This is a genomic window from Cedecea neteri (assembly GCF_000758325.1).
Taxonomy (GTDB): Bacteria; Pseudomonadota; Gammaproteobacteria; order Enterobacterales; family Enterobacteriaceae; genus Cedecea; species Cedecea neteri_B.
The window spans coordinates 2,667,995-2,689,509 of record NZ_CP009459.1 but is presented as its reverse complement, the minus strand read 5'-3'; the positions used below and the strand labels follow the sequence as shown (position 1 = coordinate 2,689,509).

22 protein-coding genes and 1 tRNA gene are annotated in these 21,515 nt (G+C 53.7%); 7 read left to right on the top strand and 16 right to left on the bottom strand.

The window, feature by feature from the left end:
• Positions 1-59 precede the first annotated feature (59 nt).
• Entirely contained in the window at positions 60-434 is a 375-nt protein-coding gene (locus tag LH86_RS12645; protein ID WP_008453535.1) for a MysB family protein, read from the top strand.
• 3 nt (positions 435-437) lie between these two features.
• On the opposite strand, the gene LH86_RS12640 is transcribed toward LH86_RS12645, so the two are convergent.
• The 3 genes from LH86_RS12640 to mdoG all read right to left on the bottom strand — a co-directional run bounded on the left by LH86_RS12640 (position 438) and on the right by mdoG (position 4,825).
• Entirely contained in the window at positions 438-659 is a 222-nt protein-coding gene (locus tag LH86_RS12640; RefSeq protein ID WP_409450381.1) for a YceK/YidQ family lipoprotein, read from the bottom strand.
• A 106-nt stretch (positions 660-765) separates the two neighbouring features.
• Complete coding sequence (gene mdoH / locus LH86_RS12635; RefSeq protein ID WP_039301805.1) at positions 766-3,297, bottom strand: glucans biosynthesis glucosyltransferase MdoH; 2,532 nt, start codon at positions 3,295-3,297, stop codon at positions 766-768.
• Complete coding sequence (mdoG, locus tag LH86_RS12630; RefSeq protein ID WP_156107068.1) at positions 3,290-4,825, bottom strand: glucans biosynthesis protein MdoG; 1,536 nt, start codon at positions 4,823-4,825, stop codon at positions 3,290-3,292. The genes mdoH and mdoG overlap by 8 nt, the downstream gene beginning before the upstream one ends.
• A gap of 295 nt (positions 4,826-5,120) precedes the next feature.
• Here mdoG and mdoC point away from each other — a divergent pair, with 295 nt between their 5' ends.
• Positions 5,121-6,281 carry a glucans biosynthesis protein MdoC gene (mdoC, locus tag LH86_RS12625; RefSeq protein ID WP_039301802.1) on the top strand — a complete coding sequence of 387 codons (1,161 nt, stop codon included), beginning with the start codon at positions 5,121-5,123 and terminating at the stop codon, positions 6,279-6,281.
• A 94-nt stretch (positions 6,282-6,375) separates the two neighbouring features.
• Here the strand turns inward: mdoC and ymdB are convergent, their stop codons facing one another.
• The 9 genes from ymdB to csgB all read right to left on the bottom strand — a co-directional run bounded on the left by ymdB (position 6,376) and on the right by csgB (position 14,804).
• Positions 6,376-6,906, bottom strand: a complete 531-nt coding sequence (gene ymdB, locus LH86_RS12620; RefSeq protein ID WP_008453543.1) for an O-acetyl-ADP-ribose deacetylase — start codon at positions 6,904-6,906, stop codon at positions 6,376-6,378.
• 150 nt (positions 6,907-7,056) lie between these two features.
• Positions 7,057-9,273, bottom strand: a complete 2,217-nt coding sequence (locus LH86_RS12615; protein ID WP_039301799.1) for a TonB-dependent receptor — start codon at positions 9,271-9,273, stop codon at positions 7,057-7,059.
• 190 nt (positions 9,274-9,463) lie between these two features.
• Positions 9,464-11,461, bottom strand: a complete 1,998-nt coding sequence (gene fhuB, locus LH86_RS12610; RefSeq protein ID WP_231562688.1) for a Fe(3+)-hydroxamate ABC transporter permease FhuB — start codon at positions 11,459-11,461, stop codon at positions 9,464-9,466.
• Entirely contained in the window at positions 11,392-12,273 is an 882-nt protein-coding gene (fhuD, locus tag LH86_RS12605; protein ID WP_039301793.1) for a Fe(3+)-hydroxamate ABC transporter substrate-binding protein FhuD, read from the bottom strand. The genes fhuB and fhuD overlap by 70 nt, the downstream gene beginning before the upstream one ends.
• A gap of 97 nt (positions 12,274-12,370) precedes the next feature.
• Complete coding sequence (locus LH86_RS12600; RefSeq protein WP_039301790.1) at positions 12,371-12,976, bottom strand: outer membrane lipoprotein carrier protein LolA; 606 nt, start codon at positions 12,974-12,976, stop codon at positions 12,371-12,373.
• Between the two features lie 103 nt (positions 12,977-13,079).
• Entirely contained in the window at positions 13,080-13,394 is a 315-nt protein-coding gene (locus tag LH86_RS12595) for a hypothetical protein (RefSeq protein ID WP_039301787.1), read from the bottom strand.
• Between the two features lie 114 nt (positions 13,395-13,508).
• Positions 13,509-13,838 (bottom strand): curli assembly chaperone CsgC, encoded by a 330-nt coding sequence (gene csgC / locus LH86_RS12590; RefSeq protein ID WP_039306152.1) that lies wholly within the window; start codon positions 13,836-13,838, stop codon positions 13,509-13,511.
• A gap of 57 nt (positions 13,839-13,895) precedes the next feature.
• On the bottom strand, positions 13,896-14,309 hold the full coding sequence (gene csgA, locus LH86_RS12585) for a curli major subunit CsgA (RefSeq protein WP_039301784.1): 414 nt from the start codon (positions 14,307-14,309) through the stop codon (positions 13,896-13,898).
• 45 nt (positions 14,310-14,354) lie between these two features.
• Complete coding sequence (gene csgB, locus LH86_RS12580; RefSeq protein WP_039301781.1) at positions 14,355-14,804, bottom strand: curli minor subunit CsgB; 450 nt, start codon at positions 14,802-14,804, stop codon at positions 14,355-14,357.
• Positions 14,805-15,581: 777 nt separating this feature from the next.
• On the opposite strand from csgB, the gene csgD reads away from it, so the two are divergent.
• From csgD to csgG, 4 genes are read left to right on the top strand one after another with little or no spacing between them, the layout of a single operon-like run.
• The gene (gene csgD, locus LH86_RS12575) at positions 15,582-16,232 is read left to right on the top strand and encodes a biofilm master transcriptional regulator CsgD (protein ID WP_039301778.1); all 651 of its coding nucleotides are present in this window, start codon (positions 15,582-15,584) and stop codon (positions 16,230-16,232) included.
• A gap of 4 nt (positions 16,233-16,236) precedes the next feature.
• Entirely contained in the window at positions 16,237-16,623 is a 387-nt protein-coding gene (csgE, locus tag LH86_RS12570; RefSeq protein ID WP_039301775.1) for a curli production assembly/transport protein CsgE, read from the top strand.
• Positions 16,624-16,632: 9 nt separating this feature from the next.
• Positions 16,633-17,049, top strand: coding sequence for a curli production assembly/transport protein CsgF (gene csgF, locus LH86_RS12565; RefSeq protein ID WP_008453564.1), 417 nt, complete (start codon positions 16,633-16,635; stop codon positions 17,047-17,049).
• Positions 17,050-17,088: 39 nt separating this feature from the next.
• Positions 17,089-17,922, top strand: a complete 834-nt coding sequence (gene csgG / locus LH86_RS12560; RefSeq protein WP_039301772.1) for a curli production assembly/transport protein CsgG — start codon at positions 17,089-17,091, stop codon at positions 17,920-17,922.
• Positions 17,923-17,965: 43 nt separating this feature from the next.
• Here the strand turns inward: csgG and LH86_RS12555 are convergent, their stop codons facing one another.
• The 4 genes from LH86_RS12555 to ghrA form a co-directional block, all read right to left on the bottom strand.
• A complete protein-coding gene (locus LH86_RS12555) occupies positions 17,966-18,454 on the bottom strand; it encodes a DUF1097 domain-containing protein (protein WP_039301769.1) in 489 nt (162 codons plus the stop codon).
• A 103-nt stretch (positions 18,455-18,557) separates the two neighbouring features.
• Positions 18,558-19,112, bottom strand: coding sequence for a TorD/DmsD family molecular chaperone (locus LH86_RS12550; RefSeq protein WP_039301767.1), 555 nt, complete (start codon positions 19,110-19,112; stop codon positions 18,558-18,560).
• Between the two features lie 28 nt (positions 19,113-19,140).
• On the bottom strand, positions 19,141-19,878 hold the full coding sequence (locus LH86_RS12545; RefSeq protein ID WP_039301764.1) for a phosphatase: 738 nt from the start codon (positions 19,876-19,878) through the stop codon (positions 19,141-19,143).
• A 103-nt stretch (positions 19,879-19,981) separates the two neighbouring features.
• Positions 19,982-20,923, bottom strand: a complete 942-nt coding sequence (ghrA, locus tag LH86_RS12540) for a glyoxylate/hydroxypyruvate reductase GhrA (RefSeq protein WP_039301761.1) — start codon at positions 20,921-20,923, stop codon at positions 19,982-19,984.
• A gap of 203 nt (positions 20,924-21,126) precedes the next feature.
• Between ghrA and LH86_RS12535 the strand changes: the two genes are divergently transcribed.
• Positions 21,127-21,214: transfer RNA gene (locus LH86_RS12535), tRNA-Ser, on the top strand.
• Positions 21,215-21,515: the final 301 nt, after the last annotated feature.

Below are 21,515 nucleotides of genomic sequence, written 5' to 3'. Positions count from 1 at the left end.
ATTAACTGGAAATCGTAACGGAGCCCCCGCTCCCCGACCTTTGCCACAAGGAGATGACCATGAGCATGTATGCAACCCTGGAAGAAGCCATTGATGCCGCGCGGGAGCAGTATCTTGCCGATAACCCGAGCGTGGATGAAGAGAGCGCCAGCGTCGAGCAATTCAATTTCCAGAAGTACGTTTTGCAGGATGGCGACATCATGTGGCAGGCCGAGTTCTTTACCGACGACAGCGAGGAAGGCGAATGCCTGCCGATGTTAAGTGGGGAAGCGGCGCAAAGCGTGTTTGACGGTGATTTCGATGAGATTGAACTGCGCCAGGAGTGGCTGGAAGAGAATACGCTGCACGAATGGGACGAAGGTGAATTTCAGCTCGAGCCGCCGCTGGACACCGAAGAAGGTCGCACGGCGGCAGACGAGTGGGATGAGCGCTAGTCGTTATTCATAAGGGCCGTGGCTGGCATCAATCGGCAACAGCAAAGTGTCAAAGATTAGCGAAAACGGCAGGTCGAGCACGGTAATATAGCGCCATGCGCCCTCGCGTACATCCCAGCGCACGCCAGGGTAATACTGGTTTCCGTGCCCCTGCCCCGGCACCGTCCGGCTGATAATGCTGCCGCAGCCGCTTAGCAGAAATGCCATCATCAATACCGCAATTATTCTACCCACACACGCTCTCCTGTTCGGACGCGCTGAGTATAACCATCGCCGAATAAAAGGCAAAAAAATGCCGCCATGTGGGCGGCATTTTCACTTCGCTAAGGCCTTACTTTGCCGTCAGCGCCAGCGGGTTAAGCTGCAGCTTTTTGTAGCTCTCCACCCAGGAGGAGTAACGCTCCGGGTTCGCCCACACGCGGTAATGCAAGCGTGACATGGTCATCGGGTCGCTGAGCAGGACCAGGCGGCGGTCGCGGTTGAGTTTGTCCGGCGTTTCGTTCAGCGCCTGCTCAACGTGACGGTCGCGGGCAATCTCCAGCACCAGACTCTTACGGTGACGAGCCGTGGCCATCGCCGTGCTCAGGGCATTAAACGACGGGTTAAACACCGCGTGCATAAAGCCATCGTCCAGCGTACGGCTGCGATTCAGCTCCAGATAGTTCTCGGTGTCCACCAGTACCTGCGGTGGGGAATACTCTTCCGGGATCAGGAACAGCTTCCAGCGCTTGGTACGCAGGCCGAGGCTCGCCCGGCTTGAAAGCACGGAAACGAACGGCGACAGGATCAGCGAGAAGACTATCGGTGCCAGCCAGAACAGGAAGCGCAGATCCAGCCAGGCCATACCTACTGCCCAGACCAGACCCAGCAGCAGCTGAGAGCCGTGGCGCATAAAGGCTTCACCCCACGGCGTGGAGTCATCATCACGCTGCGGCGAGTTCCAGACCACTTCCCAACCCAGGAATGCACTGACCACAAACACGGTGTGGAACAGCATACGCACCGGTGCCAGCAGCACGGAGAACAGCACTTCAAGCAGCAGTGAACAGGTCACTCGCAGGAAGCCGCCATACTCTTTAGAGCCTTTACACCAGATAAGAATGATGCTCAGCAACTTAGGCAGGAACAGCAGAACCATGGTTGAAGCAAACAGCGCGATCGCCAGCTCAGGACGCCACTGCGGCCAGACCGGGAACAGCTGTCTGGGCTGGAGGAAGTACTGCGGCTCGGTCAGCGCGTGGACAACCTGCAGCGCGGTAGACAGCGCCAGGAACATAAACCATAGCGGGGCAGACAGGTAGGACATGACGCCGGTCAGGAACACCGCACGGTGAACCGGGTGCATCCCTTTCACCAGGAACAGGCGGAAGTTCATCAGGTTACCCTGGCACCAGCGGCGGTCGCGTTTCAGCTCGTCCAGCAGGTTCGGCGGCAGTTCTTCGTATGAGCCAGGCAGATCGTAAGCAATCCACACGCCCCAGCCGGCACGGCGCATCAGCGCGGCTTCGACGAAGTCATGGGAAAGAATCGACCCGGCAAAGTTACCTTCACCCGGCAGCGGCGCCAGTGCACAGTGTTCAATGAACGGCTTCACGCGAATAATGGCGTTGTGGCCCCAGTAGTGGGATTCCCCCAACTGCCAGAAGTGCAAGCCTGCCGTAAAGAGCGGCCCGTAAACGCGAGTAGCGAACTGCTGGCAGCGCGCATACAGCGTGTCCATGCCGGAAGCTTTTGGCGAAGACTGAATAATACCGGCCTTCGGGTTCGCTTCCATCAGCCGCACGAGATTAGTCAGGCAATCCCCGCTCATTACTGAGTCGGCGTCCAGCACTACCATGTAGCTGTACTGGTTACCCCAGCGACGGCAGAAGTCATCGATGTTGCCGCTTTTACGCTTCACCCGGCGGCGACGGCGGCGGTAGAAGATCTGCCCTTCGCCCTGCACTTCCGCAATCAGCTCCATCCACGCTTTTTGCTCCGCAACGCAGATATCCGGGTTGTAGCTGTCGCTCAGGATATACACGTCGAAGTGTGCCTGCTGCCCGGTGGCTTTGACGGATTCCCAGGTCGCACGCAGGCCGGCAAACACGCGATCGACGTCTTCATTACAGATCGGCATGATAAGCGCGGTGCGGTGCTCAGGGTTGATGGGCTCATCCCCCACCGTTGACGCAGAAATGCTGTATTTGTCTTTGCCCATCAGCAACTGCAGGAAGCCCATCAGCGCGGTCCAGAAACCGGCAGAGACCCAGCAGAACAGCACGGCAAACAGGATCAGGATGCCGCTTTGCAGAATGTACGGCAGCAACTGCATGAAGGAGACCCACAGATCCTGGCCCCCCATGTCCGCCGGGTTAATCAGCGCCCAGCCCTGGTAGGGAAGGATCGTCTTCATGTACCAGGTCGCAACCACAGTTTGGGCCAGCGTGAGGAGCAGCAGAATGTAGCGGCGGATAGTGCCGACGGTACGCCATTTTTGCTCAGAGGCCTCTTCTTCTTTAGACGCGAACTTAGACTTCGTTTCACGCCCAAGCAGGCGATCCCAGAAGCGGCCAATCGGGTTGGTTCGCCACGGGTCCGGGAACATAGAAGCACGCGTCGCTTTCGGCATAGCCTGAAGCTGTGTGCGCCCTTCGTCATCGGTAATCAGCTGTTCGCCGCCGAGAGAACCCGGCCAGCTCGCTTCAAGGCGAGCTTTTACCGAAGCCAGGGGTGAATCATCCGCACGTTCAAAATGATGCTGCTGCGCATCGAGCGCCTCATGCACCGCCTGAAGGTCAGATGCAGGCAGACTCGCCTTCTGCTCGGCAGAAAGCGGGAGTGCGTCGATGTAGTCAGGCGAGAATTCAGTAGACTTATTCATTGGCAGGCAGCTGGTAGCTCCAGGTTTCACTCAATGTTTGCTCGCCGTTAACCAGCGCAGCACGCATATCCGTCGTCTTCTTCTCGTCTTTCAGCTTCACGCGCAGCGTTAAACGCCAGCCTTTGTTGACCGGGTTATAGCGCACCTGGCTGTCAACGATTTCACCGTTATCGCCAATGCTGGTCTGTGCGGTGACCGGCGTATCGGCTGGCAGTTTTTTCATCTCTGCCCCGGTAAAGTCCACCACAAACGCAATGGTGCCGTCCGGCTGGCGGATCAGGTTAGACTGCTTCACATCCCCGGTAGAACGGCGAGTTTGCAATACATACGCGTTATCCGGCGCATGCATTTTGTCTTCGTCGCGGCTAAAGGTGATGGTGTACTTAAAGTTCATCTCTTTGCCCGGATCCGGCAGTTGATCCGGCGTCCAGTAAGCAACGATATTGTCATTCGTTTCGTCGTTGGTTGGGATTTCAACCAGCTCTACGCGGCCTTTACCCCAATCCCCTACCGGCGCAACCCACGCGCTAGGGCGCTGATCGTAACGATCGTCTAAATCTTCAAAGCGAGAGAATTGACGGCCACGCTGCAGCAGGCCAAAACCGACTGGGTTTTCCGTAGCGTAAGAGCTAACGGCCAGGTGTTTCGGGTTGTTCAGCGGACGCCAGATCCATTCCCCGTTGCCGGCGTGAATAGACAGACCGTTGGAGTCATGCAGTTCCGGGCGGAAATTGGTGGTTGGTGACGGCTGATTTGGCCCGAACAGGAACATACTGGTCAGCGGCGCAACGCCCAGCTTGCCCACTTTGTCACGCAGGTAAACTTTCGACTGCACGTTCACCACGGTATCGCGCCCAGGGGTGATAACGAAACGGTAAGCCCCGGTCGCTCGTGGGGAATCAAGCAGTGCATACAGGGTTAACGTTTTATCCGTTGGTTTCGGACGTTCAATCCAGTATTCGCGGAAGCGAGGGAACTCTTCACCAGACGGTAAAGCTGTATCAATCGCCAGTCCGCGGGCAGACAGGCCATACACCTGGCCGGCGCCAATTACGCGGAAGTAACTCGCTCCGAGCATGCTGACAATTTCGTCGTTCTTATCTTTGCTGTTGATCGGATAGAGCACTTTGAACCCGGCAAAACCGAGATCTTTTACGGTGTCTTTATCGTGCTTTACATCACCGAAGTTAAAATAGTCCGGATTGTATTTGATCTGGTGCACCGCGGTGGCGGTCACTTCGTTGATGGTTACCGGCGTGTCGAAGTACATACCTTGATGGTAGAACTCGAGTTTGAATGGGGTCTTGATGTTGTTCCAGTAGGCTTTGTCGTGATTAAACTGGATCTGCTGGTAGTCCGCGTATTTCATTTCGCGGAATTGCGAAGGCAGGTTGCTTTTCGGTGCTTCGTAGCTCTTGCCCGCTAAGGTTTTCGCCTGTTTTGCGACATCGTCGATAGTGAACGCCCAAACCGAGGTGGTATAAAGGGACAACATTACCGCAGCGCCAAGCCAGGACACTTTCATCATATTTGCTTTATGTTTCATATTAACCAGCACATCCCCCTTTGTGTGCTTAAATCAATCTATCCATTTTAATGGAAAGTTTTGCTTTCCGACAACCAAATCACCGCTTTGTTCAGCGTACTGGCTCAGGGTTTAAGCAAAATAAAGACAACTGCTTACGCTTTAAGAGTTCATCCTGGCGACAGGATGACATGCTTAGTGTAGGGTTGCCACGAATATGTAGACTGAACTGGACTTTTAGCCTGATGGGATAGGGTCTTAAGGATAAGACGAATAGTCTGAAAATGTCTGGAGTTTTATGAGTAACGCACCACAACAACGTGAGTTTTTCCTGGATTCAATCCGGGCATGGTTGATGCTATTGGGCATCCCGTTCCACATTTCGCTTATCTATTCGAGCCATCATTGGCACGTGAATAGCGCTATGCCCTCTGCGAGCCTGACGCTGTTTAATGATTTTATTCACGCGTTTCGTATGCAGGTGTTCTTCGTTATTTCTGGCTATTTTTCCTACATGTTATTTCTGCGCTACCCGCTGAAACGCTGGTGGACAGTGCGCGTAGAGCGCGTCGGCATCCCGATGCTCACCGCGATCCCGCTGCTGACGCTGCCTCAGTTCGTGATGCTGCAGTACATCAACGATAAGGCCGGCCTGTGGCACACACTCACCGGATATCAAAAATACAATACGCTGGTGTGGGAACTTGTCTCTCACCTGTGGTTTTTACTGGTGCTGGTGATATTAACGACCCTGGGCATGGTTTTGTTTCAAAAAATTAATAATTTTATAATTAGAAACGAACAGAATAATAATTCACCAATTACCCTGGGAAAACTCTCACTTTTATTTCTCGGCTTCGGCATTTTATACGCCGCTATTCGCCGGGCTATTTTTATTATCCACGCGCCGTTATTAAGCGACGGGTTGTTTAATTTTGTGGTGATGCAAACGCTGTTTTATCTGCCGTTCTTTATGCTTGGCGCGCTGACATTCAAACGCGAATCGCTGAAAATCCTGTTCACCACGCCTTCACGCTGGAGCCAGGTGGGCGCGGTCTTTGCGTTTGCCGCCTATTTATTAAACCAGCGCTACGGCAGCGGCGACGCCTGGATGTACGAAACTGAAAGCGTGATCACCATGCTGATGGGGCTATGGATGGTCAACGTGGTGTTTTCGCTGGGCTATAAAATGCTGAATTTTAAATCCGCGCGAGTGACCTATTTCGTTAATGCATCGCTGTTTATCTATCTGGTACACCACCCGCTCACGCTGTTCTTCGGCGCGTTTATCACGCCGCACATCACATCCAATATTTTAGGCTTCTTCAGCGGGCTGGTCTTTGTGGTCGGTATCGCGCTGCTGCTTTACGAGCTGCACCTGCGCATTCCGCTGCTTCGTTTCCTGTTTTCAGGCAAGCCGAAGGAGAAGGCGGCGACGCCACAATCATTTGCGGGATAACACGCTAAAGGCCGGGTATGAACACCGGCCTTTTTTATCTCTGCGCCAGAAATCTTAGCCGCCACAAATTGAAGTTTTATGAAAGTGTCGTGATTTATTTATGACATTCAGCCGCAATCTGCTGATAAATCTGCGTGTTCTCATCATCAAAGCAAACAAATACCACGCGCTCCGGCAGCGGGCGCAGGCCAATGTATTTGTAAGCAACATCCCACGCTATGCGCGCGGCCTGGGCTTTTGGGAAACCATACACGCCGGTGCTGATTGCCGGAAAAGCAATCGAGCGGTAACCGTTAGCGGCCGCTAAATCCAGGCTGTTACGATAGGCCAGCTCCAAAAGCTCGGCTTCGTTCTGCTCGCCGCCGTGCCAGACCGGCCCAACGGCGTGGATCACCGCTTTTACCGGAATATTCCCGGCCTCGGTAATCACCGCCTGACCAGGGGGACATTCACCCTGCAGCTGGCGTACCGCTTTACAGGCTTCCAGCAGCGCGGGTCCGGCGGCGCGATGAATCGCCCCATCCACTCCCCCACCGCCCATTAGCGAAGGGTTTGCCGCGTTGACTATCACATCGACCTCAATCTGCGTGATGTCGCCCTGGACAACCTGTATGCGTTCACTCATTAACCATTCTCCAACCGTACTTTGCCGTAGTCTATTCTCGTCAGACGGGGCGCGTACATGACTATTATCGTTTCCGGACATTTCAACCTTTGAAAATCTCCGGATATCAGCCACAAAAAACCCCGCCTTCACGGGGCATTTGTTATTGGATTAGAAATCAACAGTCATGGAAAGTTTCAGGGTACGTGGGTCGCTTTGCGTAATATAGGCCCCGCCGTCGTCGACGGAAGCCCAGTATTTCTCGTTGGTGACGTTTTCGACGTTGGCACGCCAGGTCAGCGTTTGTTCGTTAACCTTCGTGCTGTAGCGGACGCCGAGATCGAGGCGAGTCCAGCCGTTCAGCTTAACGCTGTTGTCGGCGTTGGCGTATTGTGACCCGGTGCGGATCAGCGTCCCCGTCGCAGTCAGGTTCTGTACCCACGGCAGATCCCACTCACCGCCCACGGACCAGGCGTAACGAGGAACCCCGATCGCATCCTTACCGTCATTTGTCCCGCCGTTAGTCTTCACCATTTCTGGCTGAAGCCACAGGGCACTTCCCAACAGGCGCACGCCATACACAGGCTCACCAAAGACGTTCAGCTCCATACCGCGGCTGCGCTGTTCACCATACAGGCCGTAGAGATTGTTGCTGTCGAGCATTCCCACCGGCTTTTTGATCTCAAACAGCGCCAGGCTGCCGCCCATGCGGCCGAAGTCCATCTTCATGCCCACTTCGTTCTGCTTCGACTGCACAACGCCAACCACGTTTCCGGCATTGGTGGCCTTGGACGTTGCCGTAGGCCCAGGCTGCAGCGCTTCAATGTGGTTCGCATAGAAAGAAACCGGCTCCCACGGCTTCACCACCAGACCATAAACCGGCGTAACCTTGAAAGCATCAAAGCGTGTTTTAGGATCTTCCACACCGGTATAGCTATAGTTACGAACCCGCACGTCCTGGCGGCGAGCGCCGACGGTCAACAAGACTTTATCGTCCAGCGCGGAGAGCGTATCAGACAGCGAAACACCGCTTGTTATCGTGCGGCTCCGCTGGGTTGGATCGTCCATGTTGCTGCCGGAAGCGACCGTCGGGAAACGGCTGAGGTCGAGATAAGATGGATCGTAGATATTATTTCCGACGGCAGTTTTACTGGATGACATGGTGTAGGCCGCGCGGGTTTTACGGTAAACGCCAGAATAGCCGAGGTTGACGCTGTGGCCGATAAAGCCGGTATCAAATTTCCCCCGCACGCCGCCCATGCCGGAGAAAACATCGGCGATGTATCGCGTAGACAGACGAGTCTGGCTGGTGTTGCCATTGTTATCAACAAACTTAGGTACGCTGTAATTACCGCGTTCGTCGGTTTCGCTGGTGCCCAGCGCGCCATAAAGCGTCCAACTGCTCGCCACATCATACTCACTGTGCAGCGCGGCAAAGCGAGAGCTCATATCTGAATAAACCCACGGCTGCCCGTAGTTTGTGCGGTTATCTGGTACATCAGGCATCTGCGTAATGGCCCCAACACCCACCCCGATGCGGCCATTATGTACCGTCATTTTCTGATAGCCGCCGTCGAAGGAGGTCCGCAGCCTGTCGCCTTTGTAATCCAGCCCAACGCTTGCCAGCGACGTTCTGTTCTTCTGTCCGCGAACATCACTCTCGCCTTCACGGTGCAGCAGGTTAACGCGGGCGCCAAACTGGTCGTTATCGCCAAACCTGCGGCCAGTATCCAGCGAGCCTCCAACCTGCGAACGCCCGGTGTAATCGACGCCAATTTGGGTATGTGGTTCACTTCCGGCACGCTTGGGCTCAATATTAATGGCCCCGCCCACGCCAGATCCGCCCGGTGGTACCCCGTTGAGAAACGCCGTTGAGCCTTTAATTACCTCCACACGCTCTGCAATAGCCGTGCTGGTGATCTGCCGAGGCAATACGCCATACAGGCCGCCGTAAGAAATATCATCCCCGTCTAACAGAAAACCCCTCACACGGTACGATTCACCGAAGTTGCCGTAGCTACGCACGGGCTGAACCGTCGCGTCATTGCGGATAATGTCGCTGAGGGTATTGGCCTGCTTATCCTCAATCATTTTGGAGGTATAGCCGATGATGTTGAACGGCACGTTGCGTGCATCCTGCTCACCGAGCATGCCCAGGCGACCGCCATTGGCCACCTGCCCATCCAGGTAAGCAGGAACCAGCTCGTTGCCGCCCTCGCGAAATTGCGTATCCGGGGTCGCCGTGACGGTAATGGTCTCTTCTTTGGCTACAACTTTTTGCTGAGGATTTTCCTGTGAGGCAGCGGCAACAGGTGTGCAGGCGGCAGCGATCAACGCTGCAATCAAGCGCGGTTTAAACCCGGCCTGACGAGAGGGTTGGTGAGGCATTGAAATTTCCTGGTAAAATAAAAACGATTAATGAGAACGATTATGATTTTGATTGTGATTATCGTTTTGTAATTAGAAATTGCAAGAAAAATGCCCGAGGGGACGTTGGCCAGCAGAAACGACTGGCCACGTAAATAGATGAGAATTCAAACAGCAGGCGCGCCCGGAACGAGCCTGCTTTTACGGCACATCACGCTTTGCGTAACAGCCAGATAAAGTACGGCGCGCCGCAAAGCGTGGCTAACAACCCCGCCGGGATCTGGAACGGGAAGATAAGGCTTCGGCCCAGCCAGTCGGCCAGCAGCATCAGCCCGGCCCCGATAGCTATCGCCACGATAAGCTGGGGCATTGCGCGGCGGAAACCGAGCATTCTTGCCATGTGCGGTGCCATCAACCCAACAAAACTCAGTGGCCCCACGCAGAGCGTTGCGGCAGCGACTAGTCCGGCTGCCAGCACCAGGATACTGATACGCGATTGGCTCAGGGCCACGCCCAGGGCCTGAGCCGTCTCACCGCCCAGCGGCAATATGGCGAGCCAGCGTCGCACCAGGGGCGTGAGCCCAATCAGCGCCAGCGCCATGCCTCCGCTCACCAGCGCCTGCTGCCCGGTCACTTTCCAGGTGGAGCCGGACAGCCACGTCAGCACCGACCCGCTGCGCGGATCTCCGCTGGCCAGATAAAGCGTGAGCAGCGTGGCGAAGACGGTACTCAGCGCCACACCGGTCAGTAAAAGCCTTCCCGGAGCCAGTCCGGTGCGGGCTAAAACGAGCATCGCCATGAGCGTGAATGCCGCACCTGCAAAGCCTGCTGGCAGTTGCCACGCGCTGACGTCACCGGGAACAAGAAATATCAGTAACACGATGGCGCAGGCCGCGCCGGAACTCACGCCCAGCACTTCGGGGCTGGCCATCGGATTGCCGGTCATTTTTTGCACTAGTGTACCCGCCGCCGCCAGCATTGCGCCCGCGGCAAGCGCCGACAGCACCCTCGGCCAGCGCCACTGCCACATTTCTTGTATGCCAATAAACCAGCCTGCGCTTTCCCGCCCAACGCCCAGCACCAGCAAGGCCACCAGCGCCAAAACCGCAATAATCAGCAATACCGCACCGGGGGAAAGTCGGCGTTCCGCAATCGCGCTGGCATCATCAGAAGCCGCCAGACGCTGATGGCGCAGGCGAGGCAATAACCACAGCATTAACGGTGCCCCCACCAACGCCGTCACGGCGCCGGTCGGCAGTTCTTGCCAGTAGCTTCCAACCCAGAGAACCAGTTGATCGCTAAGTAAAAGCAGGAGCGCCCCCGTCGCCATCGAAGCCAGAAGTTTAGGCAGCAGGCGTCTGACGCCAAACATCCCGGCCAGAACCGGAGCAAACAGGCCGATAAATCCGATCACGCCCACCACACTGACCAGCATCGAACTCAGCAGCAGCGCCAAAAATAGCCCACCCACGCGCACCAGAGCCAGTTTCATCCCCAGCCCACGTAATACGGTGTCATCCAGGGCCAGCATACCCAGCGGGCGAATCATCAATACGATGAGTAGCAGCACGGCCAGCAGCCTCGGCCAAAGAAACTCCACGCCAGCCCAGTCGTACTGGTTAAGCATCCCGCTGCTCCAGATAAACAGGTTTTGCAGGCGTTCATGGTTGAACAGCACAAGGAAACTTTTCACTGCCCCGCAATACAGTCCCAGCACAAGTCCGGCAAGTATCAACGTGACCGGCGACATACGTTTCCCCCAGGCAGCCCCGAGCACAATGCTGCCCACGGCCATTGCACCAGCCAGCGCCGCCAGCTGTTTGCCGGTTTCCCCTGCCCCAGCCAAAAACAGCGTCGCCAGGGTCAGCCCCAACTGTGCCCCAGCCGCAACGCCAAGGGTGGCCGGTTCGGCCAGAGGGTTGCGCAGAATATGCTGAAACAGGCAGCCAGCCAGCGCCAGTCCGGCGCCGGTAAGCAGCGCAAGCACGGTTCGCGGCAGCAGGCTGTAGTGAAACAGCATCTGCGAAACATCGGTCACCTGAGGCAACGTTATCGCTTGCCACCAGAGCCCGGCAGGCAGCATTTGCTGGAAGTTGTAGCCGGTCAAAAACAGCGTGAAGGCACAGAGTAAAAGCAGGATTATGCGCACAGTGCCTCCGGCAGGAGCTGGCAAAAACGTAGCGCCGAGAAGCTGCCGCCGTAAAACCATACCGCTGGCAGCAGGTGTAACTGCCCCTCGCGCACAAAAGGCATAACCTGCCATAGCGCAGATTTCGCCACCGTTTTAACCGGATCATCATCGCCGTGCATAAAGCAAACCGCTGTGACATTTTTCAGCCTGACCAGGGTTTCAATACCCACGATGGCGCTTCCCCAGGCATTGGTTTTCCCGTCCCAGGCGTTACGCATCCCCAGCCGTTCCAGCAGGTCGTTAAACAAGCTGTTGCGGCCAAAGATCATCACCCGGCGGCTATCAAGAAATGAAAACATCACCAGCGGGTTGGGATTACCTGGCAGCTTTGCACGAGTGGCGGCCATCTGCTGGTGAAAATGGGCCAGATGGTCGGTAGCCTGCTGCTCCCGCCCTAAAAACTGTCCGAGCCTCAGAAGATCTTTTTCCAGCAGCGCCAGCGGGCGGCCAGAGGCATCATTAAAGGCCGTCGACCAACAGGGAGCGATAGGTGTTAAATCTGACTCAGCCGGACCGAAGCCTTTGGAAATCAGAAAGAGAGAAGGAGTGAGACGCTGCATCAGCTCGCGATTGGGCTCGTTTCTCAGGCCAACATCAACGACGGATTCAGGCAACTTTGGCTCCCCTACCCAGCGGTGATAATTACGCTTATCGGCAATCGCCATCGGCATAATTCCTAGCGCCAGCAGCATTTCAACCGGTCGCCATTCCAGGGCAATAATACGTGTGACATCAAAGCGGCGGGATTCAGCCTGGCAGGGGAGAACGGCCGCCAGAGGCAGCAGCGAGGCTAAAGCCAGCAGGCGTCGGCGGCTGAGAGAAACGTCCATATAAATAGCAATAGTTATCGTTCTAATTAAGTTTTACACATTATGCCGCCAGCCACCGCCAACGCAATCAAAAACTCAGCTAGCGGCCAGACATTATTTAGAAGGCAAGGCGTTTGCGCTCTTCCTGACTAAGTCTGCGGGGCTCAAACTGATGGTGCGTAAACGTTATCTCCGTGGCGTCATCCTCCACGTCATTCAGCTCAATCCGGTCCAGCGACTTCTCACCATAAAGCGTAATCGAGCGGAACAGCCCGCTGAGCGTTTTCTCAAAGGGAATCAATACCAGTCGCCATTTCCCCTCCCCCAGGTCGGAAAACTCGCTGATAAAATCTTTCTCAAGCGCTTTTCGGTCGAGGTAAAACAGCGTACGCAGCAGCTGATTGAACTGAAACATTTGCGGATTGTTCTCCGCGGTGATCGCCTGCGGCGGCTGGTTTCCCATCACCTGAATCATCCGATTCTCCCCGACAACCAGTCCCATCGGGAAAGGCTGGCGCTGCTGCCACCACAGCCCCTTATGTTTTGTCACCACAATCCGCCCGCTGGAATGCAGCGGTTGCGCCATCCCTTTTATCTGACGCTCCTGCTCAAACTGCGCCCGCATTACCGGCACGACGGCAAATCGCTTTTGGATGTCATCCAGCGTTACCGCCCCGGTCACCTGCGCCACAAGCAAAAGAGAAAGAAGCAAACTTTTTTTCACAGCAGTAACCCTATGCGTTCAACTGAAATCGATCCGCGTTAGTTTACTCTGCTATGTGGTCTGAAACCAAAAATACACAGCCCGTGTTAAACGGGCCGTGGCGTTATTGATAGGTAACGTACAGCACTGCTGTTTTGTGCTGTGGGTCGAGGTATTGCACACGGGTTTGCATCGTACTGTCATTGTGAAGGGTAATACCATCCAGGGAGCTAAGGGCAACAGTCTGAGTGACGGGTTTGCCTTTTTCGGTGCAGGTCATAGCGACATTAGAACTGGCCGGTGCCCATTGACAGCCGCCTTCTACTATTTCACCTCGAAAATGGATAATGCCAGAGGATGCAGCCTGAGAAAGCGGTGAAACCGCGATGCCCAGCGCCAGACAAAGCAAATACTGCTTAAAACTTGCTTTCACGTTCATTACTCCTCGATTGCTGTCGTCCCTGAAGGTTATCGGCAGAAAATCAAAGATAATTAAACAGTGATCCATGTTTTTTGTTCTTGCAATACTTCCGTCACATATATTTGTTTGCGGTCAAGACTTCCCCGGATTTTGCCACTGCTGCTCAAGGTGAAAGGCTTTTCCGTCGCTCAGGGTAACAGTGACCGTGACGCTGTCGCCGGGGTCAATATTCAAACTTAGCTGCGACAGATCAACGGCCTCATGCGCTTTTATAAACAGTTCTCTGCTTTGGTGGCTGGAACTGTTCCCCGACGGGCCGGTTTTGGTTGCCGCCAGCGTCATGGTGCACTGGCAATCCGCCGCCAGCGTGACGACAGGCGTTATGGTGTAGATGTTTTCCTGCTGCCGGGTATTAAACGTCAGCTGGCTTGAGAGTGCGGCAAGCAATACCAGGGTATGCATACAACCTCCAAAGAAAAACAGGGCCATCGGCCCTGTTTACGCGATAGCCAGGTCGCTTTAGTACTGAGAAGCCGTGGCGTGGTTACCGTTGCCGAACTGGGTGACCGACACCAGGGAGCTGGATGCCGTCTGATTAACCACTGCTCCGTTGTTGGTCCCGAACTGCTGAACATCAATCTGCGCGTTTTTCCCGTTCCACTGGCTGAGGGTGGCATTGTTACCGTAGCCGTCCTGCAGCAATTTAATATCGCTGCTGTCAGAGCCCTGGCCAACTTTGGCACCATTCACCGTGCCCAGCTGTTTAATTTCAGTCTTCGAATAGAACGCATTCGACTGCAGCGCAGTAGCATTATTTCCGTTACCCTGCTGATATATTTTCAAGGTCGAGTGCTGAGCCTGTTGCGGATAGGTCGCCATTGCACCTGCGGAAACAATCAGTGCTGCTAATGCTGCCACTTTGAAAAGATTCATACTAAAACCCCCATCGGATTGATAGTTTCAGCCCAAATATTTTGCTTATCGCTGAATAATGCGAATCGCCATTTGCGACTGGTTTTGCACAACAACTGCTGACTTCTGGGTACCGTACTGGGTAATGTTTGCTTTATTACCAGAACCTCGTTGGATAATAAGCGCCGCATTACCAAATGAATCCTGCTTTATACTCGCATCGTTGGCGTTACCCTCTTGCGAGATATAAGCAAGGTTATAACTGCCTGATTGTTCGATGTTTGCCCGGTTACCTGCTCCGCTTTGTGTAACCTCAGAAAATTGCTTCTGCCCCCGCTGAACCACTGCAGCATTATTATTGCTCCCAGACTGGCCAATAATGACCGTTTGATTAAATTGAGGGTTACTCAATTCATTGACAGCAAAATTGTACTCAGCAGTGGCGAGATCGTAACTCGCGGCAAAACAGTGACTCGCCAGGCCAACGAACATTATAGAAATAAAATATTTTTTCATTCTGTCACCCTGAACCAGATAATGCCGGAACAATATGACGTGTAATATGCTGGTCAAGCATAACGAACCAACAATAATGTATTATTGCATCGCTACGTAAATGAGTATGTTACGGCAACAATTAAAAATAACTCATACCGGAGTGGTATTTTGCGTTATAAAATTCACACCAAAGTATTAATACGAAAAAAAATAAACAATCATCACCATTACAACTACCTGATCCAGGGATCGGATAATCATTAGCACACTTATTTAAAGTTGCCTTCACTCTCACTGACTTAGCACAACTTGAGCGATGCTTAGTCGCTTTATGAAAAAACTTCGTCACCATGACCAGTTTTCTTAAGCGAAGCGACAGAATACTGGGAACGCAGTTTTTAAAATTATGAACAGAGTGAGCAAAACAAAAAAATAAAAATAAAACACATTAAATACAATTATTTAAAATCAATAATCGAAAATAATTTGCTATACAAAAAGACAAAAACGTACAACTTTATGATTAAAATTAAATAGACAACACATCACACTGAAACATTTTAATATCCACAGAAACATTTAGTTACATAGTTAACACTTGCGTTAAAATATCCAATCGCTAAATTGGAAACAGTTACCACTTCTTTAGTTAATTTTCTTTTGCTGACCGAAATAAAATCATTTCGGCAATTAAAACTATTTAACATACAGCACCGTCGCGACATTCTTCACGTTATAGAGAATTAATGCTTATTAATTCAAAAGGTAGCGACATAAACCAGGTGGAGTTTCATCATGTATAATGAAGTCCATGCCCCTCAGGGCCCTACGTTATTGTTAATGACAAAACCTTCTCTCCAGGCTTCAGCCTTATTACAGCACCTGCGTGCCTCGTTAGAAATAAATGGCCGTATTCATAATATTCAACGTCCACTGGATGAGTTTCCCGGTAATGTTCTGATTTTATTTGATATGGCGGAAACAGATAAAAAGACCATTCTGTTCTGGCAGGAAAAATTAAGTCGAAAAAACAGCCAGATAAAATTGTTGTTACTCAACACGCCGGAGGAATATCCCTTCCGGGAGATTGAAAACTGGCCGCACATCAATGGCGTCTTTTATCTTGCCGTAGAAGAGCCCAAAGTCATCGAAGGACTGCGCGGGGTACTGGCTGGGGAATGTTACTTCTCGCAGAAACTGGCCAGCTACCTGATCAACCACTCCGGCAACTACCGGTTTAACAGCTCCGAGTCATCCCGCCTGACGCAGCGCGAAAAGGAAATACTGAATAAGCTGCGCGTTGGCTCTTCCAATGTTGAAATCGCGCGTTCGCTGTTTATCAGTGAGAACACCGTCAAAACGCACCTGTATAACCTGTTCAGAAAGATAGCCGTCAAGAATCGAACTCAGGCGGTTTCCTGGGCAAACGATAATCTTCGGCGATAGCCCCATGAAACGTTCAACTGCACTTACGCTGGCAGCCTGCTGCTGTCTGATAAGCAGTGCCCTGGCCGAAGAAGTCGAGATCCCTGGGCTGCTGACCGACCATACCGTCACCTCCGTTGGCCACAGCTTTTACCGCGCCTTCAGCGATAAATGGGAAAGCAATTATACCGGCAATTTAACCATCAACGAGCGGCCCAGCGCCCGATGGGGAAGCTGGATAACCATTACCGCCGGGCAGAACGTTGTTTATCAGGCATTTCTTTTCCCCACAAAACGCGACTTCGACAAAAACGTTGACGTTGCACTGGTCCATACCGATGAGGCGCTTAAACGCAGGCTGATCGATAAGCAATTATTGAGTACCAGCGATTTAACCCACGATGAATTCTAGGAGACGATGATGCGTATTTATCATGCCGTACTGCCCGTGCTGTTATTTACGCCGCTGGCCTGGGGCGGGAATATGGTTTTCCAGTTTGTTAACCCCAATTTTGGCGGCAACCCCAATAACGGCGCCTATCTGTTAAATTCGGCCCAGGCGCAAAACTCTTATAAAGATCCCAGCTACAGCAGCGATCTCGGCATTCAAATGCCCAGCGCGCTGGATAACTTCACCCAGGCGCTGCAGTCGCAGGTGCTGGGCGGGCTGCTGACCAATATTAATACCGGCAAACCAGGGCGCATGGTCACCAATGATTTTATCGTCGATATTGCCAATACTGACGGCCAGCTTCAGCTCAACGTCACCGACCGAAAAACCGGCAAAACGTCAACCATTCAGGTATCCGGCCTGCAGGCGAATTCTACGAATTTTTAGTGGCTTAAAATCATAAATACCTCTGAAAGGATCACTATCATGCAGCGCATACTTCTGATTATGGCGGTGTTTTTATTAAGTGGTTGTTTAACGGCCCCGCCAAAAGAGGCCGCCAGACCAACGTTATTACCGCGAGCACAAAGCTACCTCGACCTCACACATTTGCCCGAAGCAAAAGGGAAGCTTTATGTCTCGGTCTATAACATTCAGGACGAAACGGGCCAGTTCAAGCCCTATCCCGCCAGCAACTTTTCTACCGCCGTGCCGCAAAGTGCAACGTCTATGCTGGTCACCGCGCTGAAAGATTCTCGCTGGTTCATTCCACTTGAACGGCAGGGGCTGCAAAACCTGCTGAACGAACGCAAAATTATTCGCGCTGCACAGGAAAACGGCACCGTGGCCGATAATAACCGCGCCCCGCTGCACTCTCTGGTTGCGGCCAATGTGATGATCGAAGGGTCGATCATTGGCTACGAGAGCAACGTGAAGTCGGGTGGCGCGGGCGCTCGCTACTTTGGCATAGGCGCAGACACGCAGTACCAGCTTGATCAGATTGCCGTGAACCTACGAGTGGTAGACGTCAGCACCGGTGAAGTCATGTCGTCCGTCAACACCAGCAAAACGATCCTGTCATACGAGGTGCAGGCTGGCGTCTTCAGGTTTATTGATTATCAGCGCCTGCTGGAGGGTGAAGTGGGCTATACCAGCAACGAGCCGGTGATGCTGTGCCTGATGTCCGCCATTGAAACGGGGGTCATCTATCTGGTCAACGACGGGATCGACAGAGGGCTCTGGGATCTGCAGAACCCGGCCGATATTAACAATCCGGTGCTGGTGAAATACAAACAGCTCTCAACGCCGCCCGCCTCCTGAGACCCTCTGCCACGATAAAAAAAACCAGCTTTCGCTGGTTTTTTTATTCACTTAACAATGAGCTGGCCTTCGGTTTTGGCTTTTCCCGCCGGGCCGCGAGCCACAACCCACTGTTTTTCATCGCGAAGCCAAACACCAGACCTAAAAGCAGCGAAGGCACCACGTTGTGCCACTCGCCCTGATTGGCAAAAGTTGCACAGGCGCCGATAAACGTCCCGGGGACAAACGAGAGCAAAATATGGCGAGCCTGAATGCACATCAGGAAGGCGACTACGCCGGTCATGATATAGCCCAGGATTTCCGCCTGCGGTGCCAGCGCGCTGCCGTGAATAATCACCAGCGCCCATAGTACGCCGCTGCACAGAGTACACAGAGAAATAAAAAGCCCCTTCATACCGCCCTGCGGACAGGCAAAATAGGCGGTACAGCCGAGGAAACCGGCCCAGCCCAGCAGGCCGAGACTCACCGCCACCCAGCCCCAAAGGCCTGAGAGAATACCGGTGGTGATTGCTAATGGAATAAGTGTCTTCATGGCGCCGTATCATATCAGAGGCCGGGCCTCTCACTACGATCTGGCGCACATTTTTTGTAAATTAGAAATCAGCGTTGCATTTTAATTGTGATTCAAATCACAATTACTCTTCCTCTGATTCCTGCAGCTCATCGCGCATGGCCTGCAGCGCCTCACGGCTGATCGCCGCCAGCGTGCGGTAGAATGGCGTTGTGGCATGGGCTTCAACCTTGCCCAGGAAAGTCCCGCACCACGGCATCAGATAGTCATCAAACAGCGTCACCTGCGCTTCAAACTCATCTTCCTGAGACTGATCTTCCAGCCATGAGGCCGCCAGCAATAGCGTCCCGAAATGATCGGCCGGCGACTCGCCCAGCGGCATGCCACGTTGCTTCAGGAACTGGCGCACTTCGCCTTCATTGCTCCCCTCTTCCCAGGCGGAACGGAATGGCGGTACGCTACATTTTTCGCCGACAAACAGCGCGTTAAAGTCGGCCGCCAGCAGCTGCGGATCGCAGCTGTTTTGCAGTCGGCCCAACAGCTCATCCTGCTCCAGTGGCCAGCTTGCCGCCAGCTTCCCTTCACGGATCAGCGTAAACAGAGGCACCAGCAGGGGATCCTGCGGCTGGCGATAAAAAAGCGATCCGAGTACGCGGCAAATAATTGAAAACTCATTCATGACTGGCTCTATCCATTACGGGTGTTAATTACAGTGTGGCAAATTCAGCAATTGGCGCCATCCCACGAGCTTCAAGGAAGCCCAGCAGGCGCTGCGGTGAAACATTAAGGATCCGCTCTTCCGGGAAATTGATTTCATCGAGGATTTTACGGCATTCGGTGAAATCTCCCAGCGTAAAGGCGGTGTGGGAGTCAGACCCTAAGGCCAGCCAGCCACCGGCATCGCGCACGGCTTCGGCAATGGCGCGGCAGTTTGGGCCGCTGCCAATGCGCGAATGGGTAAACGAAGAGTTATTCAGCTCTAGTGCGACGTTATATTTCGCCGCCGCCGCCGCAACAGCAGGGATATCAATTTCAAACTTAGGATTCCCTGGATGGCTGATGATATGCACATCGCCGTTTGCCATCGTCGCGATCATCGCTTCGGTGTGGGTGGCTTTATCTTTGGGCGGAAACACCGGCTCATGGAAGCCAGCGATAATTAAATCCAGTGCGTCCAGCATCGGGCCGGTGCAGTCGATTTCCCCGGCAGTGTTTTTAATGTTCGACTCAATACCGCGCAGAATGCCGACGCCATCGACCAGCCGTGGCCAGATACGCATATTCACAAAGTGCCAGTAATGCGGCGCATCCGCCATATCCGGGCCGTGGTCGGTAATGGCGAACAACTTGATACCTTTGGCTTTCGCAACGGCAATATAATCGTGGAGGGTACTGTAGGCGTGGGTGCTGGCAACGGTATGCATATGCAGGTCAACGGGATACATGGCTTTCTCCTTTTCTATTTTGACTTAAGGATACCAGCAATCCATGACAATTTTTAGCCTGCTTCTGGAAGCTTATTAGCCCGGCCAGAGCCGGGCTTGATGCTTAATAGCCGTGCTGTAGTGAGACTTCGCCGGAGACGGCCTCGCCGTTTTCCAGTTGAGTAATCGTTTTTGCAATATAGGCGATCGCCTCGTCAGGACGAGTCACCGCTGCAACATGCGGCGTAATTGCCACGCGAGGATGCGCCCAGAGTGGGTTATTTTCCGGCAGCGGCTCTTTAGAGAAGACGTCCAGCATTGCGCCCTTGAGCTGCCCGGCATCCAGTGCAGCCAGCAGATCGGCCTCGACCAGGTGAACACCGCGCGCAAGATTTATCACGTAAGCGTCTTTAGCCAGCTGGCCCAGCAGCTCACGATTGATAATGCCGACCGTTTGCGGCGTATTAGGCAGCAAGTTGATCAACACGCGGGTGCCGCTTAAGAAGGCTGGCAGCGCTTCACTCCCGGCAAAACTCTCCACACCAGGGAAATCTTTCTTACTGCGGCTCCAGCAGCGAACCGGGAAGCCCCAGGCCACAAGACTTTCAGCCACTTTCCCACCCAGCACGCCCGCGCCGAGGATCCCGATGGTGAAATCCTCACGACGATAATCGTCCAGCGTCTGCCATTGCGCCTGCTGTTTTTGTCTTTGGTAATCGTCAAAACGGCGGAACCAATGCAGCACCTGGCTGACCGCGTACTCCTGCATCTGCAGCCCCATGCCTGTATCTTCCAGACGAAACAGCGGCACGCCGTCAGGCAGCATGTCAGGATGAGCCTGAAGTTTACTGAGAATAGCGTCCACGCCCGCCCCCAGCGCAAAAACGCCTTTCAGCCCTTTACGGCCGCTAAGCATTTCCACCGGAGGATGCCAGACAAGGGCGTAGTCCGCAGGTTGCTGGTCACCCTGCTTCCACTGGCGAACGCGAGCGCCAGGCAAAGCCAGCTGAAGGCGATTCAGCCAGTACTCGGTGTCAAAAGTGGGGTGATGAAAAATAATGTCCATACTGCCTCCTTTTTTTCTTAGGCTTGCGCGAATCGACTCGCCATGCAAGCCCCAAAGTAATAAAAAGCAGCATCTTGTGGTGGTTTAAGAATCAAGTTGGATGAAGTTTGGCTAAACGCACCAAAAACATGAAATTAGCATTGACGGCGAAGTCCATTTTCCCTAAATTAGCGCCCGTTCCAGCAGCGCTGGAGCAACAATATGGTGAGGTGTCCGAGTGGCTGAAGGAGCACGCCTGGAAAGTGTGTATACGGCAACGTATCGAGGGTTCGAATCCCTCCCTCACCGCCATATTCAATAAGAGAGCCTGAACTCACGTTCAGGCTTTTTTAATGCCCGTAACCCCATGAGGGACGGATGATAACCCTCGACAGGGTTCGCCAAAACGGCAGGACAGCCGTTTTGCATTGCCTCCGGCAACCCGCAGGGCGAGCGCCACGGATGGCGCGAGTGATATCCCTCCCTCACCGCCATATTTGAAGAAGAGCTCGCATGCAAATGCGGGCTTTTTTTTCGCATGTTGCACACTCAGGGAGTGGATGAGAACCCTCGACGGGGTTCGACAACCTCCTTCTGCAGGTTGGACAGCGGC

Coding starts and splice junctions, on each gene's coding strand:
- LH86_RS12645 (WP_008453535.1), top strand. CDS start 60: ATGAGCATGTATGCAACCCTGGAAGAAGCCATTGATGCCGCGCGGGAG.
- mdoH (WP_039301805.1), bottom strand. CDS start 3,297: ATGAATAAGTCTACTGAATTCTCGCCTGACTACATCGACGCACTCCCG.
- mdoG (WP_156107068.1), bottom strand. CDS start 4,825: ATGATGAAAGTGTCCTGGCTTGGCGCTGCGGTAATGTTGTCCCTTTAT.
- mdoC (WP_039301802.1), top strand. CDS start 5,121: ATGAGTAACGCACCACAACAACGTGAGTTTTTCCTGGATTCAATCCGG.
- ymdB (WP_008453543.1), bottom strand. CDS start 6,906: ATGAGTGAACGCATACAGGTTGTCCAGGGCGACATCACGCAGATTGAG.
- LH86_RS12615 (WP_039301799.1), bottom strand. CDS start 9,273: ATGCCTCACCAACCCTCTCGTCAGGCCGGGTTTAAACCGCGCTTGATT.
- fhuB (WP_231562688.1), bottom strand. CDS start 11,461: ATGGTTTTACGGCGGCAGCTTCTCGGCGCTACGTTTTTGCCAGCTCCT.
- fhuD (WP_039301793.1), bottom strand. CDS start 12,273: ATGGACGTTTCTCTCAGCCGCCGACGCCTGCTGGCTTTAGCCTCGCTG.
- LH86_RS12595 (WP_039301787.1), bottom strand. CDS start 13,394: ATGAACGTGAAAGCAAGTTTTAAGCAGTATTTGCTTTGTCTGGCGCTG.
- csgC (WP_039306152.1), bottom strand. CDS start 13,838: ATGCATACCCTGGTATTGCTTGCCGCACTCTCAAGCCAGCTGACGTTT.
- csgA (WP_039301784.1), bottom strand. CDS start 14,309: ATGAATCTTTTCAAAGTGGCAGCATTAGCAGCACTGATTGTTTCCGCA.
- csgB (WP_039301781.1), bottom strand. CDS start 14,804: ATGAAAAAATATTTTATTTCTATAATGTTCGTTGGCCTGGCGAGTCAC.
- csgD (WP_039301778.1), top strand. CDS start 15,582: ATGTATAATGAAGTCCATGCCCCTCAGGGCCCTACGTTATTGTTAATG.
- csgE (WP_039301775.1), top strand. CDS start 16,237: ATGAAACGTTCAACTGCACTTACGCTGGCAGCCTGCTGCTGTCTGATA.
- csgF (WP_008453564.1), top strand. CDS start 16,633: ATGCGTATTTATCATGCCGTACTGCCCGTGCTGTTATTTACGCCGCTG.
- csgG (WP_039301772.1), top strand. CDS start 17,089: ATGCAGCGCATACTTCTGATTATGGCGGTGTTTTTATTAAGTGGTTGT.
- LH86_RS12555 (WP_039301769.1), bottom strand. CDS start 18,454: ATGAAGACACTTATTCCATTAGCAATCACCACCGGTATTCTCTCAGGC.
- LH86_RS12550 (WP_039301767.1), bottom strand. CDS start 19,112: ATGAATGAGTTTTCAATTATTTGCCGCGTACTCGGATCGCTTTTTTAT.
- LH86_RS12545 (WP_039301764.1), bottom strand. CDS start 19,878: ATGTATCCCGTTGACCTGCATATGCATACCGTTGCCAGCACCCACGCC.
- ghrA (WP_039301761.1), bottom strand. CDS start 20,923: ATGGACATTATTTTTCATCACCCCACTTTTGACACCGAGTACTGGCTG.